Source organism: Bacillus sp. USDA818B3_A, assembly GCF_009928415.1.
Classification (GTDB): Bacteria; Bacillota; Bacilli; order Bacillales; family Cytobacillaceae; genus Neobacillus.
This window is the reverse complement of sequence record NZ_JAABNN010000001.1, coordinates 565,454-584,617: the sequence shown is the minus strand read 5'-3', so window position 1 is coordinate 584,617 and position 19,164 is coordinate 565,454. Positions and strand designations below refer to the sequence as shown.

Annotated in this window: 14 protein-coding genes; 12 read left to right on the top strand and 2 right to left on the bottom strand. The window is 39.7% G+C overall.

Annotated elements, in window-relative coordinates:
• Positions 1-42 precede the first annotated feature (42 nt).
• The 8 genes from GXK58_RS02680 to GXK58_RS02645 all read left to right on the top strand — a co-directional run bounded on the left by GXK58_RS02680 (position 43) and on the right by GXK58_RS02645 (position 10,789).
• Positions 43-1,401, top strand: a complete 1,359-nt coding sequence (locus GXK58_RS02680; protein WP_160719570.1) for an MFS transporter — start codon at positions 43-45, stop codon at positions 1,399-1,401.
• A gap of 156 nt (positions 1,402-1,557) precedes the next feature.
• A complete protein-coding gene (locus GXK58_RS02675) occupies positions 1,558-3,795 on the top strand; it encodes a helix-turn-helix domain-containing protein (RefSeq protein ID WP_237389538.1) in 2,238 nt (745 codons plus the stop codon).
• Positions 3,796-4,018: 223 nt separating this feature from the next.
• Positions 4,019-4,873, top strand: a complete 855-nt coding sequence (locus GXK58_RS02670; RefSeq protein WP_160719569.1) for a 3-hydroxyacyl-CoA dehydrogenase family protein — start codon at positions 4,019-4,021, stop codon at positions 4,871-4,873.
• 19 nt (positions 4,874-4,892) lie between these two features.
• The gene (locus GXK58_RS02665; RefSeq protein WP_160719567.1) at positions 4,893-5,672 is read left to right on the top strand and encodes an enoyl-CoA hydratase-related protein; all 780 of its coding nucleotides are present in this window, start codon (positions 4,893-4,895) and stop codon (positions 5,670-5,672) included.
• 132 nt (positions 5,673-5,804) lie between these two features.
• On the top strand, positions 5,805-7,364 hold the full coding sequence (locus tag GXK58_RS02660; RefSeq protein WP_160719565.1) for a class I adenylate-forming enzyme family protein: 1,560 nt from the start codon (positions 5,805-5,807) through the stop codon (positions 7,362-7,364).
• Positions 7,365-7,384: 20 nt separating this feature from the next.
• Positions 7,385-7,807, top strand: coding sequence for an acyl-CoA thioesterase (locus GXK58_RS02655; RefSeq protein ID WP_160719564.1), 423 nt, complete (start codon positions 7,385-7,387; stop codon positions 7,805-7,807).
• A gap of 4 nt (positions 7,808-7,811) precedes the next feature.
• Positions 7,812-9,515 (top strand): acyl-CoA dehydrogenase family protein, encoded by a 1,704-nt coding sequence (locus tag GXK58_RS02650; RefSeq protein WP_160719562.1) that lies wholly within the window; start codon positions 7,812-7,814, stop codon positions 9,513-9,515.
• Positions 9,516-9,613: 98 nt separating this feature from the next.
• The gene (locus GXK58_RS02645; RefSeq protein WP_160719561.1) at positions 9,614-10,789 is read left to right on the top strand and encodes an acetyl-CoA C-acetyltransferase; all 1,176 of its coding nucleotides are present in this window, start codon (positions 9,614-9,616) and stop codon (positions 10,787-10,789) included.
• A 79-nt stretch (positions 10,790-10,868) separates the two neighbouring features.
• Here the strand turns inward: GXK58_RS02645 and GXK58_RS02640 are convergent, their stop codons facing one another.
• The gene (locus tag GXK58_RS02640; RefSeq protein ID WP_272928113.1) at positions 10,869-11,633 is read right to left on the bottom strand and encodes a helix-turn-helix domain-containing protein; all 765 of its coding nucleotides are present in this window, start codon (positions 11,631-11,633) and stop codon (positions 10,869-10,871) included.
• 208 nt (positions 11,634-11,841) lie between these two features.
• Between GXK58_RS02640 and GXK58_RS02635 the strand changes: the two genes are divergently transcribed.
• On the top strand, positions 11,842-12,687 hold the full coding sequence (locus GXK58_RS02635) for a phytanoyl-CoA dioxygenase family protein (RefSeq protein WP_160719557.1): 846 nt from the start codon (positions 11,842-11,844) through the stop codon (positions 12,685-12,687).
• Complete coding sequence (locus tag GXK58_RS02630) at positions 12,641-13,576, top strand: sugar phosphate isomerase/epimerase family protein (RefSeq protein ID WP_237389536.1); 936 nt, start codon at positions 12,641-12,643, stop codon at positions 13,574-13,576. The genes GXK58_RS02635 and GXK58_RS02630 overlap by 47 nt, the downstream gene beginning before the upstream one ends.
• A 104-nt stretch (positions 13,577-13,680) precedes the next feature.
• Here the strand turns inward: GXK58_RS02630 and GXK58_RS02625 are convergent, their stop codons facing one another.
• On the bottom strand, positions 13,681-14,760 hold the full coding sequence (locus GXK58_RS02625) for an AraC family transcriptional regulator (RefSeq protein WP_160719556.1): 1,080 nt from the start codon (positions 14,758-14,760) through the stop codon (positions 13,681-13,683).
• A gap of 174 nt (positions 14,761-14,934) precedes the next feature.
• Here GXK58_RS02625 and GXK58_RS02620 point away from each other — a divergent pair, with 174 nt between their 5' ends.
• Both GXK58_RS02620 and GXK58_RS02615 read left to right on the top strand, forming a co-directional pair.
• Entirely contained in the window at positions 14,935-16,353 is a 1,419-nt protein-coding gene (locus GXK58_RS02620; protein ID WP_160719555.1) for an MFS transporter, read from the top strand.
• A gap of 41 nt (positions 16,354-16,394) precedes the next feature.
• The gene (locus GXK58_RS02615; protein WP_160719553.1) at positions 16,395-19,145 is read left to right on the top strand and encodes an alpha-L-rhamnosidase; all 2,751 of its coding nucleotides are present in this window, start codon (positions 16,395-16,397) and stop codon (positions 19,143-19,145) included.
• The last annotated feature ends 19 nt before the right edge of the window (positions 19,146-19,164 follow it).

Below are 19,164 nucleotides of genomic sequence, written 5' to 3'. Positions count from 1 at the left end.
GACAGTTGGAGTATAATGAAGTAAAACATGGAGGTTATTACAATGAAAGCAGATTCTATTAATCCAAACAACGTAATCGATAATAGTAGATTTCATTCCTATCATTTTTGGCTTGTTTTTTGGATGTTCCTTGTCATCATGTTTGATGGATATGATGTGGTTATTTACGGTGCTTCTGTTCCTTCCCTTATAAAGGAATGGGGGATATCAGATGTCACGGCAGGCGCCATTGGAAGTTATACCGTAATTGGTACCGCGATTGGTGCGATTATGTTCGGAATGGCCGCAGATAAATTGGGCCGTAAGAATATTATTCTATTAACGACATTAATATTTAGCTTGTTTACTTTACTTTCTGGCTTCGCTAACGGTCCTGTTACATTTACCGTTTTTCGTGTCATTGCTGGTATTGGTTTGGGAGGAGTTATGCCAAATGTTATTGCCTTAACAACTGAATATGCTCCTAAACGTATACGTTCTGCAATCGTCTCGTTTGTATTCTGCGGCTATTCGGTTGGTGCGATTGTGGCTGCTTTAACGAGCCGTTCTCTTCTTCCAACGGCAGGCTGGGAGCCCGTTTTTTGGCTGGCAGGAGTTCCGTTATTGTTTCTTCCATTTTTAATGAGAAATATTCCAGAATCTGTCGGTATTCTTTTAGCGAAAGGGAAAGAAGAGAGAGTAAAGAAAATTTTATTTAAGTTAGATTCCACTTTGGATTTGAAAGCAGCAATTCAAGTGGAAAAACAGCAGGTTAAAGCACCTGGTTCGCCTGTTATTAAGTTATTTGAAGAAAAACGTGCATTGAGTACTATGATGTTTTGGATTTCCTGTTTTAGTGCCTTTGTTCTTATTTATTCTATGAATACCTGGTTACCAAGACTGATGATGCAGTCAGGCTATGACCTTAGCTCAAGTCTCACCTTTACAGCAGTTATGCAGATAGGAGCGATTGCCGGTACCTTAATTTTTGGACGTTTAGTAGACAGGTGGGGCTTTAAAAAAGTTCTTGTTCCGCTATTTTTCTGTGGAGCGATTGCCCTGTCATTAATCGGATTTACAAAAAGTACAGTGCTTGCCTTTATCTACATTTCTGTGATTGGAGCTTCCTCTGTAGGAGTGCAAAATATGTCCAATGCTTTTGTTTCTCAGTATTATCCTTTCAGCATGCGATCAACGGCAATAGGCAGTACAATGGCTTTTGGCAGAATGGGAGGAATCGTAGCACCTATATTTGTGGGAGTATTACTTTCTATGAACTTAATGCCTCAGTATAACTTTGCAGCGATTGCATCGGCTGCTGTTCTTGGTGGTTTTGCGATGTTGTTTGTTCAAGAAAAGCATGGAGAATATCATAAAGAAAGAAACGCTTCTCCTGATAAGAAGTTGAAAATGGCAAAATAATGACTAAAAATCCCGGAGATGGTTCTTCGGGATTTAACTAATTAGAAAATAAACAGCTCTAAAAATACTAAATTACGAATTGTTATACTTTTCAAAATATATTTTTCTATTAAAATAAGAAGGGAAGAAGAAAATATGGATGAGGGGAAATGGGTTATGCCGTATATAGACAAGGATAAACTAATGAAGAAATTAGAAAACCATTTACGCTCCACAGCCAGACAACTGATAAAATTTGATACGGAAGATGAAGTACTCCAATATTTAACAGCCGTATTTCATTCTGAATTATACTGTGATTTTGTTGGTGTGATCCTAAATGAAACTGGAAATTTTGTACCCAAAGCATGGAGCGGAAACCTGCCTGCTGTGACAAATTCTTTTCCAATCGAAATACATAATTGTTCCCCGAAGCTTCTGCGTCAGAGTTTAACAAATGATCGTGCCGACTCACCTGAAAGCTGCCAACTTTCAAAAATACTTAAAGAGGCCAATGTTAAAACATGGTTTACTGTGCCCCTTTATGATAACGATTACAATTTAGGGTTTTGTATTGTCGGTTTTTTAAATTATGTTCCATTATTAGATATGGAGATGCCTTTTGAAGAATTCGGTAAAGATATTGCTGTAGCCATGGCGATGGCAAGAGAAAAGAAATCACAATTGAAAAAAATTGAGGGGATTGAATGGATCAGTAAGAATTTATCCCTCAATGCACCGATTGAGAAACATATTGCGGAGCTGACAATGCGAGCAGGTAAGGGAACGAATGCCGACTTTGCTTGTATATATTTATATAATGAAAAGGAAAATAGTTTTGTATTTCAGCCGCCGGCTTATGGAGAAAGTGAGTTTCCACATAAAATCATGATCGAAGACAACTATATGCTTAATAAGTATTTTCCGTTTTTAGAGACTCCTGGCGGAATACAAATGACCTTCCCCTTGGTCATTGATTTAAAAACAATTGGTGTGTTGCATATTGAGAATAAAAAGGATGTTACTTTTACAGAAAATGATTTAAAAATGTTGGAGTTATTATCGAATCATGTGGCCGCTATCTTGGAAAATGCCCGTCTATTTAACAATGAAAAGGAGAGTAAGAACCGTCTCCAATTTTTGTTAGATTTCCAACAAGCACTTGTGAAAGAAACAGTAGAAGTTGATAACTTTGATGGAATTACATCCATGCTTGCAAACTTGTTTCAAAATCCAGTTATCTTATATGATCGATTTATGCAGCCTATTTCGTTTAGTATGTTTGATAAACAGAATCGGGTGCTGCTTCCAGAGCAGATCGCTGATATTGCTAAAAATAGGAGAAATGAAAATAGAGGTCTCGATTATTTTTCCATTGAAGACCCGGAGGATTCCACAAGTAGTTTCTCCTTTTTGATGATAAATGGTGGAGGAAGTTTACTAGGGTTTCTTGCCGTCTGCAGGCCAAATGGAGAAATGGACGAGATTGATCGTTTAACCATTGAATTGTCGCGAAATATTTGTTCCATCCAATTTATCAAACAAAAGCTGGTTCTCGATGCTAAAGAGCAGGCAAAAGATAGTTTTATCAATAAATTGCTTACGGAGAACATAGAAGATTCAGAGGGCATTCTTCAGTACGCAAATCTTTTCCAGTGGGATCTTTTTCAAAGTCATCAAATTGCCGTTCTGTCAATCACGCTTGATGACAGAGAGATAAAAGAAAGCAATCTCTTTGAACAGCAGTCGAAAAAAAACCAAGTATGGGAATATATTAAATCTCATTTACAAGAAGTAGATGAATCTATTATCACTGCCTATCATGATGAGAAATATGTATTAATTGTTCCGTTAAAAAATGAAAGCGCTATTCCGAAAAAACACTGGCAATCGATTTATTCAAAAATTAACAAGTGGACCTTAGAAACCGCTATAAAATGCAAGGTTCTAATGGGAGTGGGTGGAAGCACAACAAACCTGCAAGACTATTTTGTGAGTTATCAACAAGCCATCCAGGCATTAAACATTGTTACCAGTCGTTTACGGCAAAGCGGTTTTACATTATTTGATGAATTAGGTTCTTATGCGATTCTTCATCATTTAAATTATTCGGTAGCCATTGATTTATTTGTAAAAAAACAACTCGGACCCCTGCTATCCTATTCAGAAGGAAAAAATACAGACCTTTCTAATACACTTCATACGTTTCTCCAAAACAATGGGAATGTCAAAAATACAGCTGAAGAACTTTATATCCATCGAAGTTCCTTACTTTATCGACTTGAAAAAATTGAATCACTCTTAGATATTCAGCTAAGCGATGCAGAAGTAAGGTTTAATTTAATGATGGCTTTAAAACTTTATGATATGTATGGGAACGAATTGATGAAAAACACATTATTGAATGTAAAGTGATAACGGTCCCCTTATTTTTGGTCAATAATCCATTTTGCAGATTATTGACCTTTTTATGAATCCGCTGCGACATAGTCTCCTGTTTCATATTCTATTAAACCGTAAAATAGATGAAAAATAGTATGTTTTTTCCTACATTGTGTAGGTACAATTCAACCATACAAATTAGCTATAATAAATTTACAGAAATCATGAAAAATTGAAAATATAAGGAGATGCAGATATGGCCATTCAAACAATTGGTGTTGTAGGAGCAGGATCCATGGGGACAGGCATTGCGAACCTTGCCGCTATAAATGGATTTAATGTAGTTTTAAGAGATATTGAGGAACGCTTTTTAGAAAGCGCTTTAAATCGCATGAGTAAGTTTATGGAAAAGAGTGTCGCAAGAGGAAAAATGACAGAGGAACAAAAGCAAGAGGCATTAGGTCGTATTCTAACAACGACTAGTTTAGAAGATTTTAAAGATGTGGATCTTGTCATTGAAGCTGTCCTTGAAGATCTTAATCTAAAAAAAGAAGTATTTTCAAGCTTAGATAATATTGTTCGTGAGGGAGTCATTTTAACTACAAATACATCTTCCATGTCCATTACGGAAATTGCCGCAGCAACAAACCGCCCTGAGCTGGTTGCCGGCATGCACTTCTTTAATCCAGCACAAATCATGAAACTAGTTGAAGTGGTACGAGGATTTAAAACGAGTGATGAAACTGTACAAGAATTGAAAGCATTATCTAAAAGACTATCAAAAGAGCCGGTTGAAGTAAAAAAGGATTCTCCTGGATTTATTGTCAATCGGATTATGCTTCCTCAGTTTATTGAAGCAATTAGGCTGGTACAAGAAGGCGTTGCTTCCTACGAGGACATCGATAAGGCAGTAAAACTTGGATTGAATTATCCAATGGGCCCTTTTGAACTTCAGGATTTTGCCGGAGTCGATATTGGCTACCATGTGATGAACTATTTTAAAGAAGAATTTAGCGAAAACTATTATGCACCGCCGCTTCTATTAAAACAAATTGTTAAATCAGGCAGATTAGGGAAGAAAACGGGTGCAGGATTTTACGATTACGAATAATTAATTGGAGGGTAATATCATGAGTTATGAATTTTTATTATGTGAAATTGAAAATAAAGTCGCAGTCGTTACGATTAACAGACCGCCAGTAAACCCGTTGAACACACAGGTGTTTAACGAATTGTCCGACCTATTCGACCATCTGGAAACAAATGATGAAGTACGGGCGATTGTTTTAACTGGAAGCGGAGAGAAAGCTTTTGTAGCTGGTGCGGATATCAATGAAATGGCTAACTTGGACCTTGTCGGTATTAATCAAATGAACAAAACATCAAGAGCTGTTTTTTCAAAAATTGAAAATCTAGCAAAACCTGTTATTGCCGCACTCAATGGGCTTGCCCTTGGCGGTGGTCTTGAACTCGCACTAGCATGTGACTTGCGTATTAGTTCTAGTAAAGCAAAATTTGCCTTCCCTGAAGTGGGTCTTGGAATTATCCCTGGCGGCGGTGGTACCCAGCGCCTGCAAAAAATCGTTGGTCAGGGAGTTGCAAAGGAATTGCTTTATTTTGGGGAAATGTTTGATGCCTATCGTGCCTTAGAACTACAATTGGTTAACAAAGTGGTACCGGTTGAAGAACTACTTGATACTGCTAAAGAATGGGCCAACAAATTAGCCCAAAAACCGCCAGTTGCCCTGCAAATGTTAAAATTGGCCGTTAATACTGGAGGAAACACTGATATCGAATCGGGATTAATTATTGAAAGTACCTGCTTTGCAAATGCCTTCTCAACAGAAGATCGTAAGGAAGGATTAAAGGCATTTGTAGAAAAAAGAAAACCGGTGTTTGCAGGACGATAACTTTTCTGACAAAAGGTTCAGCTAACACCCAAAACAACATGAAGTATCCGGCATCATGTGACGGATACTTCCTTTTCGAATTTATTTAACTAAGAAAGTATCATAGTGAAACTAATGGAGTGATGATACGAAATGGTGAATGATCGTAATCATTTTACGGTTTATGGAATCCTTGAACATGCAGCAAAAGTCTTTGGTGAAAAAGAAGCTGTATTTGATTTAACTAATCGAATAACATTCTCACAAATTAAAACTAATGTGGACAAACTAGCAGCCGCATTAATCAGACGCGGAATTAAAAAAGCGGATCGAATTGCCGTCTCCGTACCAAATTGGTATGAAACGATTGTCATATTTTTCGCTGCGGCAAAAATTGGAGCCATACTCGTACCGTTTAACCCCAAATATAAGGCCCATGAAGTCAGCCATATTTTAAGGAATTCAGAACCCAAAGCGTTAATCGCCACAGAAGAATTTGAAAGAAATTTCGGGTTTAAAGATGCACTTTATTTTGTACCTGAAATCATTACGGTAAGGTCCATCATCAGTCATTTCCCATCTTATGAAGATTTAATAAATGATGATGCGTTAGAAATTGGTCAAGAAGAAGATATTGATGTAAATAATGATTTATTTTGTATTTTATATACTTCGGGTACGACCGGTGTTCCAAAAGGCGTTATGATTACTCATCGCAGTGTTGTGCAATCCGCTAATGTAATGGGGATTGAGCTGCGTTGCTCTGAAAAGGATGTTTTGATTCTTCCTTCTCCTTTATTCCACATCTTTGGTATGGCTGTTAACCTGTTTAATGCGGCTTTTACAGGTACTCGGATCGTTTTATTGGAAAAATTTAATCCAACAGAAATTCTCCATTTAATTGAGCAGGAAAAAGTGACCATTCTTAATGGCGTGCCAACCATGTTTATTAAACTTCTAGAAACACAAGATTTTGACCACTATGATTTATCCTCACTAAGAACAGGTGTTGTTGGAGCCTCACCAATTCCAGCGTCGAAGGTTAAAGAAATACGAGATCGAATGGGCATTAATCTTTGTCAGTCCTTTGGAATTACGGAGGCCGTTTCGGTTACATTGTCACCTTATGATGATGAGGAAAAGAATATAACTGAAACACTTGGAAAACCACTTCCAGGAGTAAAGATAAAAATAGTCGATGATAATCGAATGCCATTACCTCCTGGGGAAAAAGGTGAAATCGCCATTCATAGTTTTGGAAGGATGAAGGGTTATTATAAATTGCCCGAACAGACTGCATCCGTACTTGATCACGAAGGCTGGTATTATACAGGTGACCTTGGTATGCTCGATGATCAGGGCAATCTGAAATTTATTGGCAGGAAAAAAGAAATTATCATTCGAGGCGGCTTTAATATTTACCCGCAAGAAATTGAAGCCGTTTTGTCTAAGCACCCTAAAGTAGTAGAAGCTGCAGTCATCGGCATTCCACACGAAACACTCGGTGAAATCGTTTGTGCAGTGATCCAGCTTAAAGACGGGAAAGAAAGCACAGAGGAAGAAATGAAAAATTACTTAAAGGAACAAATGGCAACTTACAAGGTTCCGCAAAAGGTCGTATTTACGGATAAGTTTCCTGTAACGGCAAGTGGCAAAATTCAAAAACTTAGACTAAAGGAAGAGATTGCTGCTAAAACGAGTCCAACATTTTAAAGTTGATGGGAGCAAATAAGATGAAAACTAACTATCATTTTCAAGTACGCTGGGGAGATACCGATGCTGCAGGAATTGTGTATTACCCGAATTTTTATAAATGGATGGACGATGCAACGCATGCGTATTTAGCAGCCATTGGTTATCCTTCTTCGGAGCTGTTTGAAAAACAGAAAATTGGGGTTCCGCTGCTGGAAGCCAATTGTATCTTTAAACGGCCGCTCTTGTTTGAGGATCAAGTCGTAGTAAAGAGTTATGTGGAAGAACTACATAACAAAGTTTTTAAAATTAAGCATGTATTTGTTAGAGGGGATCAAGTTGTAGCCGAAGGGTATGGAGTCCGTGCATGGACGTCTTTCAAAGAAGAAAAACCAAAAGCACAGCCTATTCCGGATAATATCCGAGAAAAGATGCTGCCCCAAGTTGAAGCCGTGGAGGGATAGTATCATGCTGACAGAAAAGAAGGCATATAGAAGCTTTTTAAATGATGAAATTTTGTCAACAGATGTGTTTACCCCCGAGGATTTTGAAGATGAACATATTATGCTTGCCGACATGGCAAATAAATTTGTCATGAATGAAGTTTATCCAAAACTAGGGAAGATAGAGAATCAAGAGTTTACTGAAACCATTAATCTAGTAAAAAAAGCCGGGGAACTCGGTCTGATTGGTGCCGATATCCCCGAAGAAGATGGCGGACTAGAGTTAGGGAAGGTTTGTGCAACCATTATATCTGAAAAAATGGCACTTGGACGTTCCTTCTCCATTACCTTTGGAGGGCAAACAGGAATTGGTGCGCTGCCTATTGCTTATTTTGGAACAAAACAGCAAAAGGAGAAATACCTTCCAGACATACTGACTGGTGAAAAAATAGCTGCCTATGCTTTAACAGAGCCGTCCTCCGGTACAGACGCGATGAGTATAAGAACAAATGCCGTTTTATCAGAGTGTGGTACGTTCTACGTAATGAATGGCGAAAAACAATGGATCACGAACTCTGCATTTGCCGATATTTTTATTGTTTATGCCAAAGTTGACGGAAAAAAGTTTACGGCTTTTATTGTGGAAAAAGGTTATAAAGGTGTTTCTACAAGCACTGAAGAAAAGAAAATGGGGCTAAAAGGTTCTTCCACCCGTTCACTTATTTTAGAAAATGTGAAGGTACCAGTTGAAAATGTGATCGGTGAAGTCGGCCGTGGGCACATTATTGCCTTCAATGTATTAAACATTGGGCGCCATAAGATTTCGGCAACCTCGCTCGGGACCGCGAAACGTGCGATTGAACTGGCGGTAAAATATGCAAATGAGCGAAGACAATTTGGCCAGTCCATTTCTAATTTCAATTTAATTAAAAGTAAATTGGCGGATATGGTAATAAAAACGTTTGTCAATGAGAGCGCGATTTACCGTACGGCAGGTTTGATGCAGGATGGGTTCGATGAAAGGAAGCAAACTGGCAATGATTACGGAGAAACAATTGCCAGGTATGCAATGGAATGTTCAATCAATAAGGTCATGTCAACAGAGATTCTTGATTTTGTAGTAGACGAGGCCGTACAAATTCACGGTGGTTATGGATATATGGCTGAATATGAGATTGAAACCCTCTATCGTGATTCCAGAATCACCCGAATCTTTGAAGGTTCAAATGAGATTAATCGAATACTCATCGCAGCCACTGCGTCAAAAAAACAACAAAAGCCAACGGAGGACAATACTATTAAAAACGGTGTTTTCCAACGTGAGAAACAGGTACTTCAACTGTTGAAAAAACTGTTCAATGAATCTATCGAATCTATAAATGCGAATTCACTTGATAATTTTAATAGTGAACAAGAAATCGCCGCTTTTCTAGCCGATCTGGTTATTTCGATTTATGCAATTGAAAGCGCGATTCTAAGAACGGAGAAAGCTATACAGAATTCTGGTGAGGAAGCAAATAGACTAAAGATTGATTGTACGAGAGTTTATTCGCTAGAAACTTCCCAACAGATTGCTCTTGGAGTTCTAAATATGATCAATCATTTCGGTGAGGGCGAAATTTTTTCACGAATCGCCAGTCTCCTCATTATGAGCAGTCCGGAAAATATCATAGCGGTTAAACGAAGAATGGCGGATGCTGTTATTAGGAAAGAATGCTATGTTTGCTAATTAACTCGGGGATGCAAAAGTATAATCTGAGGGCTGATTCAGAACTTTTCCCTGAATCAGTTTTTAAATGAAAACGTTTTGAAAAGGAGATGGAGTAGATGAGCAACATCGTATTAGTAGAAGGGGCCAGAACAGCATTTACCGAAATATCTGGCACATTTAGAGGGATATCTGCAACAGATCTAGGAGCAGAGGCAGCGCGTGGAGCGATTCGAAAGGCAAATATCGATCCGGAAGATATTGATCAGGTGGTTTTTGCTAACGTTCAGCAATCCAGTAAAGATGCTCACCTCTTAGCACGGCATGTTGGATTAAAGGCAGGGCTTCCCATCCATGTACCAGCGCTGACCATTAATCGTCTATGCGGCAGTGGTGTAGAAGCGATTTTAACCGCAGCCCGTTACATATTGACTGGGGAAGCTAGTGTTGCACTTGCTGGAGGAACTGAGAGCATGAGTAATGTCCCCCATGTCATTCCAGAGATGAGATGGGGAAGTCCGCTAGGCGGCCCTGTTATAGAGGACTGGGTATGGGATGGTTTATATGATACAGTAGGCGGCTGTACCATGGCTGATACAGCAGAAAATTTGGCGAAAAAATATGAAATTACTCGTGAAGAGGTGGATCAGCACGCACTTTCCAGTCATGAGCGGGCCTTAGCCGCGATTGAAAATGGTTATTTAAAAGAAGAAATTATACCGGTAACAGTCCAAGGCAGGAAAGAAGAAATTATTGTGGATCGTGATGAACATGTTCGCAAAACAAGTCTGGAAAAACTAGCAAAATTAAAGCCCCGTTTTATCGACAATGGCGTGGTCACTCCTGGTAATGCCAGCGGAATGGTAGATGGAGCTGCGGCTGTGATTGTCACTTCAAGTGAGTATGCTGAAGAAAAAGGATTAAAACCACTTGCAAGACTTGTATCATGGAGTGTGGTTGGCGTTGACCCTAAATATATGGGGATCGGTCCTGTTCCGGCGATTCAAACTGCATTGAAAAAAGCAGATCTGAAGGTTGAAGACTTAGATTTAATCGAAATCAATGAAGCCTTCTCTGCACAATATTTAGCTTGTCAAAAAGAGCTAGGCTTTGATCCTTCAATAGGAAATGTCAATGGGGGAGCGATTGCGCTTGGACACCCACTGGCGGCAAGCGGTACTAGAATTACATTATCGCTAATCTATGAATTACAAAGAAGAAACGCACGATTCGGTGCATCTGCTGTTTGTATTGGCGGCGGACAAGGAATCGCCTCGATTTGGGAACGTCTTTAATAATTGATATTAACAACGAACCAATCTGTTTAATACGATTGGTTCTATTTTATTAAAAAGGAAAAAACGGCCTGTGCTCCTATTCTTTGGACCGGACACTTTGGCTGAATTCGCTTGGAGTCAGCCCTATGTATTTGCGAAACTGCCGGGTAAAATGGTTGTAATTTTGAAAGCCAACGTCATGGGCAGCTTCAGTTGCATTCCGATTCGTATGCGCAAGAAGCAAGGCAGCCTGCTTAATTCGCATTCGATTAAGTGCCTCCACAATCGATTCTCCAGTATTTTCTTTAAATAGATGCGATAGTCTCGAAGCAGAGAGACCAACGCACCGGGCAAGATCTTCGACTCGAACCGTCTCCTGCATCCGCTGGGCAAGCAAATACAGCGTTTCTTCAATCCGCGGGTCAACCCCGCTTGTTTGCTGCTTGGCGAGCAGCATTAGAATTTCCCGCAGTGCACTCAAGCACAGTTCATGCCAATAAGCAGCTCGTTCACGGGAGTCAGACAGAAGTCGGAGAAAAGCGTGGAGGATACGCTCCCGAACCGCTTGCTGCTCAATCTGCCGGATGGTCAGCGCCTCGTTTGGCAGAAGGCTCGATTCCAAGAGTCCGCCAGTAAAATGGGCCCAAACAAAATTCCACATCTTTCCTTTTGGTGTACCGTAACGATGGGGTGTTCCCGGCTTCAACAGTGTTATATCACCGGCCCTTACCCGCCGCTCGCAACCGGCTGCCTCAAAGTAACCTTCACCATCTAGCGTGTATGTTATTAGCCAGTCACTCATGCCGTCCGGACGAATTGTTGAATAGGTGTCTTGCTCATGAAAATGTCCGGCGATGACCATACCGTTGGCCAATCCGTCATAGTTGGAGGGGCGATCAAGCTCCATGGTAGTCCCCCATTTCTAGTAGTACTTCATTAAGATTAGTTTAGTTTATCCGACATCGGCAAACAAGTGTAATTGTTGAGAAATAGCAGAATCGTATGCATTGTTAGCAAGATACATCCTTCTTCTACGCCCTATTCCAACTATATAATAAAGACAGTGATATATGTCACTTGTAGTGGAAATAGGGGAGGGTAAAGAAGTGGTATATAAGAATCGGGTACTAACAGATGAGCAAAGGCGTAAGTTTGAAACGGAAGGTTATTTAATCGTAAAAGGATTGTTTACGGAGGAGCAACTGGCGGAGATTGACAAAACCTTTGAGGACATTAGCCGTCAGGTGATCCCGGGTCATTTTGAACCAGATTTGCAGCAGGAAACAGTTGACCCGCTAAAGCGGTATCCGAGGGTCATGCATCCGCACCGGTTTAATGAAACAGCCAAACGCTATATGCTGCATCCACAGGTAATGGATGTGCTAGCTGATTTGTATGAGGAAGAATCGCTGGCTGCCCAAAGTATGTTTTATTATAAACCTCCTGGTGCACGGGGACAGGCACTTCATCAGGATAATTTTTACCTAAAAGTCGAGCCGGGTAACTGCATTGCCGCTTGGACGGCAATCGACCCAGCTGATGAGGAGAACGGAGGGCTGTTAGTTGTGCCTAAGACGAGTGCCTATGATATTGTTTGTCCTGAATTGTCGGATGCCAAGGAATCGTTCACTACCCACTACGTGAAGCCGCCGAAGGATCAGAAGGCCATTCCGGCTGTGATGGACAGGGGCGATGTGCTCTTTTTCAATGGGAATCTGATTCACGGCTCATACCGCAATAAGACGAAAGACCGTTTCCGCCGTTCGTTCATTTGCCACTACGCCAACAGCTCGGCCACGCACATTAGCACATATTATCGTCCTCTGTTTAGAGCTGACGGGACTGAGTTGGAACTGGAGACCAATCCGAATGGAGGTCCGTGCGGAGTTGAATATGAATCACCGTATATCCACTAAAAGTGAGCCACGTCTTGAAGTGCTAATGTCCTGGTGGGGGATGAATGGACTGGGAGTGCTAAACGGCATTGGTGAAGAATGGAGCATGGAGGAGAAAGTGCGCCGTATCGCCGAAGCGGGCTACGATGGCATTAACGGCTTCCTGCCTGAGGGCAGGGAGGCCGAACATTGGAATCGGCTGCTGGATCAATACAACCTTTCATACAGCGTAAACGCATATCCGAAAACAGCGGAGGAGCTGGACGCTTTTCTTCGCAAGGCAAAATCGTTCGGAAGGGTTGATTTCGTAAATGTACAGGTGATAAGGCCATTTCTGGTCGGAGAACAAGCGGTGCAGCTGCTTTCCGACATGGCAGAGGTGTCGCATTCTGTGGGCATCCCGGCTTATATTGAGACGCACCGCGGAACGATCACGCAGGATTTGCTGCGCACGGTAGAGTATGCTAAAGTCTTGCCTGAGCTTGAGCTGACAATCGACTTCTCACATTATGTCGTGGCAGGGGAAATGCATACGGTGTCGGCCGAGGCAGAAATGCTGTTACAGACCCTGCTTTCTCGGACGAAGAGCATACATGCCCGCGTATCGAACGGAGAACAGGTACAGATTGATATTCCCGTGTTTGGAAGTGTGAATGAGGAGGGTGCCAAGGACCTCGAGTTCGAACACCCGATGTTAAAGCACTTTACACCTTGGTGGCTTGGAGGGATGCGCAGCTGGCGTCAAACAGCACAGGAAAACGAAGTACTGCCGTTTGTCTGTGAGCTCGGTCCGCCACCTTATGCGATTACGGTCCGTGGTCCGGACGATGCGCCTTGCGAGGTGAGCGACCGCTGGACGCAAGCACTGCTGTTTGCAAGGATCGCCCGGTCGTTATGGAAACAGATTTAAATAAATAAGAGCAGATGGTATAATAACTTGTTTAGCGTTTGAAAAGTCCTTGGTTGTCAAGGGCTTTTTCGGATTGGAGGCTTAATATTGCCCATGTAGCAACCCTATAATGTTTTGTGCGAACTCCGATACTCATTAGGAGTAACCCCATATATCAAATGGAATTTTTTATAAAAATAAGTTAAATTATTATAGCCAATCTCTCTAGAGATATCGTCAATACTCTTTTCGGTCAAACGCAATAACATTGATGCATGTTTGAATTTCTGTTCTTGAATAATTGTAGAAAATGATTTTCCAGTCAACTTTTTAATAATTCGTCCTAAATGAGCTGAGGAAAACTTAAAATGTTCTGCTGTTTGTTCAAGTGTAAGATCCATATAATTCTTCTCCATATAGGCCAATAGCTCCAATATAGGTATACTGGTATCTTTTATACCTTTCTTCAAGTAAATCTCATAGTTCTCACTTTCTAAAAGCCTGCTAAATAATATGATGATATAAGCCTTTATGATTTCGGGATTCGTACTTTTACTACTATCAAACGCTTCACATAAGATATTTTGAATGGTTTGTTTAATTTGCCAATTATCCGCCGTTCGGAATAATAGGAAATTTTTTTCTCTCGCTTGATTGGTTATGATGGAAGCAATCGTTTTTCCAAGAACATTATCCCCCAAAATGCGATAGATGAACTGATTATCAAAAAAATCCTCTTTCGCCAAGAAGTTTATTAGGATATCCTCTTTTCCTACCTTGTTAATAGAATGTTCTACATTCTTGTTAAGGATAAGAATATCACCTTCGCCTAAAATGAATTTTTCTCCCTGAATCTCTTGAATAAAATTACCGCTATAAATGTAATTCATTTCGAACAAATTATGTGTATGTGTAATCATTTTCGCAAAACGAGTATGTTTAGAAATGACGAATATGTCTTCGGTTACATTTAATTTTAGAATGCTATTTTCTAAGGTATAAGTGTAACCAGGCTCATGATTGTTTCTAGAAGATCCGGAAAGGTTAGACCAGGCATTAGCGTTATCCAATGCTGATTCACTAGATAAATAGGGTGTGAGGATTAATTCTTTCAATGTATCATCTGAGAGTTCCTCAGAATATTGGAGTTCTTTTTCCTTATCGGTTAATTCTAATAAAAATTTGTCTAATTCTTCATAGTTCATGTTAACGCCTCCTATCACAATATATCATTTTTGGTTAGTCAAAACAACCGCTTAAGATATTGGTGGAAGTGTTTACATGTTGTAAGATAGCCACATAGGGTACCCGAGAAAAATGTTTGATACGTTAGTGTTATAAAAGCTATTTTAAAGGAATTCTGTGTTGGAGGAAAAGGAATGAATAATTTAAAGCTAAATAAGTTTGAGCGATATTATGAAACTACCGCAAATTCCCCGTTTAAGAAAAGGGAAATTGTCAGTTATACTCTCGGAGGAGTCGGGGATTCGATCCTGTCGGGAATTGTATCAACATTTTTTATGATCTTTGCAACCGCTGTCTTGAAAATCTCACCAATAACCGTTGGAACTATTCTATTAATTACCAAGTTCATTGATGCATTTTGTGATCCAACTGTTGGCGTATTAATGGATAATACAAGAACTAAATATGGGAAATTAAGACCTTATATTTTATTAGGCGGCCTGTTTTGGGCAGGAATGACAGCCATACTTTTCATTAATCCTGGTTTTACTTCGGAATCCTTAAAAATTGCCTATGTATTTATTGTCTATACCCTTTGGGGAATTGGTTTTTCTTTATTTGACGTCCCTTATTGGAGTATGTCAGCTATAATTACTACTGATTCAGAAAAACGGAATTCAATTGTTAGTTTGACTAGATCTGCAACGACCATTGGAGCGTTGATTGTTTCATTAACAGGTGGTCTATTAGTTTCTTATTTTGCCGACCTTCCTTATAGTGGACAGGGATACTCCTATGTGGGTTGGATTTTTTCCTTACTCGCAGCTATCAGTTTTGTGGTTTTATTTTTTGTTTCAAAAGAAAGAGTGAAGCCTCAAACAGAAAAGATCCGTTTTAAAAATATCATTACTATATTAAGGATAAACAAACCATTGCAAGCCTACATCATTAGTCAATTTTTACAAGTGCTTACTATGGTCACACAAGCATTGACTAGCTACTATGCGATCTATAACCTTGGTAGTATTTCTTTGATGTCTTTTATCATGGTACCAATTATGATCGGGTTTTTATTAACACCTGTGATTATGCCGAAATTACTAAAAAGAATAGAACTTACAAAATTGTTTTTATATAGTGCAATTGGCTCTTTGATAGTGGGAGTTATTTATTATGTAGTTGGTTATGATAATTTAACCTTTGTTTTCATTATTTCTATCTTTTCCGGTTTGTTCATGTCCATGAGTATGACATTATCGACGCTTTATGTCGTAGATTCTATCGATTATGCAGAATGGAAAACGGGTTATCGGGCTGAAGGACTGATGTTTGCTACTCAGTCATTGACAGCAAAGATTATGTCTGCGCTTTCTTCTTTTCTTACGGGTGCCTTACTAACAGTGGTTGGATTTAATAATAGTGCTGCAACGCAATCGTCAGCTGCTCTCAATGGAATATTCTTTATGTTTGCCTTGGGGGCTGGAATTAGTGCTCTTTTAGGTTCGGTCCCACTTTTAATGTGCAAATATAAGGGGCAAGCGAGACTAACTATATTAGAAGAAGTTAGGAAAAAAAGGCAGGACACTGTAAGTGAAAGTAAAATTATTTCCTAATTCACATTAGACATCAATATGTAATATGAGGAGAGACACAAATGAAAATTACAGATTTACGGATGAATGGAATAAAAAATCCAATAGGGTTCTCGTATGATATCCTAAAGTGCTCATGGAAAGTGACAGATACAAATTCTAGGAGACAGCAGAGAGCGAAAATAGAAGTTAGTTATGATGAGAATTTTGAAGATATTCTTTATGTGAAGGAATCCGAATCTTTAGACTCCACTGGCGAGCAAATCTGTATGGAATGTCAACCGAAGACGAAGTACTTTTATAGAATTGAAGTGGAAACAGACGAAGGTGAAATTGCGACTAGTGAAATTGCCTCTTTCGAAACAGGAAAGATGGATGAACCATGGGGTGCCAATTGGATTGGTACTCAAAGTGAAGATACATTTCATCCACTCTTTACCAAGCAATTCATAACTAACAAACCTATAAAGAACGCTCGACTCTACATCTGTGGTCTGGGATTATATGAAGCTTTGATAAATGGAGCAAAGGCAGGCAATGAATATCTCACCCCTTTATATAGTGATTACCATACCGAATATCAATATCAAACATACGATGTAACTGGTATGTTATCCAGTAATAATAGCGTAGAAATCATGCTTGGAAATGGCTGGTATAAAGGTAGATTTGGGTTAGGGGATTTAAAAGAGAATTTTGGAGCAGCATTTGCTTGTATTGCAGAACTTCATCTCACTTACCACGATGGTAAGGAAGAAGTAATCAGCACAGATGAAAGCTGGCGCTACCTTGGTTCTGATGTGGAATTAAGTGATATTTATGATGGAGAAATTTTTAATCGTCTGCTTTGGGAGGGAAAGAGCAATCCTGAGAAAGAGGTCAGAATTTTACAGTTGGACAAAAATAAGTTGGTTAGTAGATATAGCATTCCCGTTATAGAAAAGGAAGAGATTTCAATTCAAGAAATCATCTACACTCGAGCAGGAGAAACGGTTTTAGATATGGGTCAAAATTTTGCTGGGTTTATCGAGTTTCGTAACCGATTTCCTAAAGGAACTAAATTAATTTTTGATTTCGGGGAAATCTTACAGAACGGAAATTTTTATAATGAAAATTATCGCTCGGCTAAATCTCAATTTATTTATATATCTGATGGTACGGAAGAAATTGTGAGACCACACTTTACCTTTTTCGGATTTAGATATGTTCGCGTTACCGGATGGATAGGAAGTCTTACTGAAAAAGATATTGTTGGTAAAGTCATTTACTCTGATTTAGACCAAGTAGGGTTGATTCATACGTCGGACGAAAAAATTAATCGCCTTTATCAAAACTGCTTGTGGGGCCAAAAATCGAATTTCATTGATTTTCCAACAGATTGTCCGCAGCGGGATGAACGCTTGGCATGGACGGGAGATGCACAGGTTTTTGCAGGAACCGCATCCTACAACATGGATACCAGGGCATTTTATAACAAATTCTTACACGACCTTAGAGTAGAGCAAACGAAACATAATGGGATCGTACCTGGGTTCATTCCTGTTTTTGGGGAACCGATTGCGTGTAGCGTATGGGGCGATATTGGCACCTTTTTACCAATGGTCCTCTTCAACCATTATGGAGATAAGGATATTCTAGAAAACCATTTTCCTATGATGATAGATTGGGTGGACTATATAACAAGAGAAGATGAAAAACGAGGTCAAAAATACCTGTATGACTTTGGCGCACAGATTGGTGACTGGTTAGCGCAGGACGGAAGATCTCCGCAGAGTTTTAAGGGAGGGACAGATGACAATTTTATCGCTTCTTGTTACTATTATGAATCCACTAGATTGGTTGCCGAAGCTGCAAGTCTATTAGGCAAAACAATAGAGGAGGAGAAGTATAGAAACTTAGCCCTAAAAATTAAAGAGGCCATTTTACATGAGTTCTTTACCCCATCAGGAAGATTAAGTATTGACACGCAAACCGGTTATTTAGTTGCATTAAATTTCGGTCTTTACGTTGACAAAGAAAAAGTAGTAGAAGGTCTTCGTGAGAGATTATATAAAGATTCTTATAAATTGACTGGCGGCTTCGTTGGAGCCCCGATTATGTGCCGGGTTATGGCCGAAAATGGAATGGAAGAAGAAGCCTTGGATTTCTTATTCCAAGAAGAATTTCCAAGTTGGCTTTATTGTGTAAACTTGGGTGCCACTACGATTTGGGAGCGCTGGAATTCCGTATTAGAAGATGGCACTATGAGTGGAACCATTATGAACTCTTTAAATCACTATGCATACGGAGCAATTGTTGAATATCTTTACCGAGATTTAGGCGGGATTAGACCACTAGATCCTGGATTTAAGAAAGTGTTGTTTGCGCCTCAAATTAATGGGAAGTTTGAACATTTTTCGGCTGAATATGATTCCGTAAGCGGCAAGTATGCATCGTATTGGAAAATTAATGAGGACGGCAGTGTTAGGGTACGATTCGAGGTGCCATTCGCTCGGACCGCAGAAGTACACCTTCCTGAGTATAAGGAAGAGACGATTCTTCTAGAAGCAGGCATTCATGAATTTAGCTATTTTCCAAAGAAAGACTATAGAAGTTTATTTACTTTAAATACCCGCATTACTGATTTGGCCAAACATCCACAGGCGCTCGAAATCCTTGAGAGAAAGATCCCTTTTGTTACGCATATGATTTCTCAGGGAGATACCGATGGGATGTCCCATTCCCTAAAAAATTTAAAAAGGTTGGACTTTCTCGGAATCCATCCGGATGATGTCAATCAGGCGGCTGAGGAGATTTTAATGATCAAGCGATAGAAGTAACTAGATTGTCAAT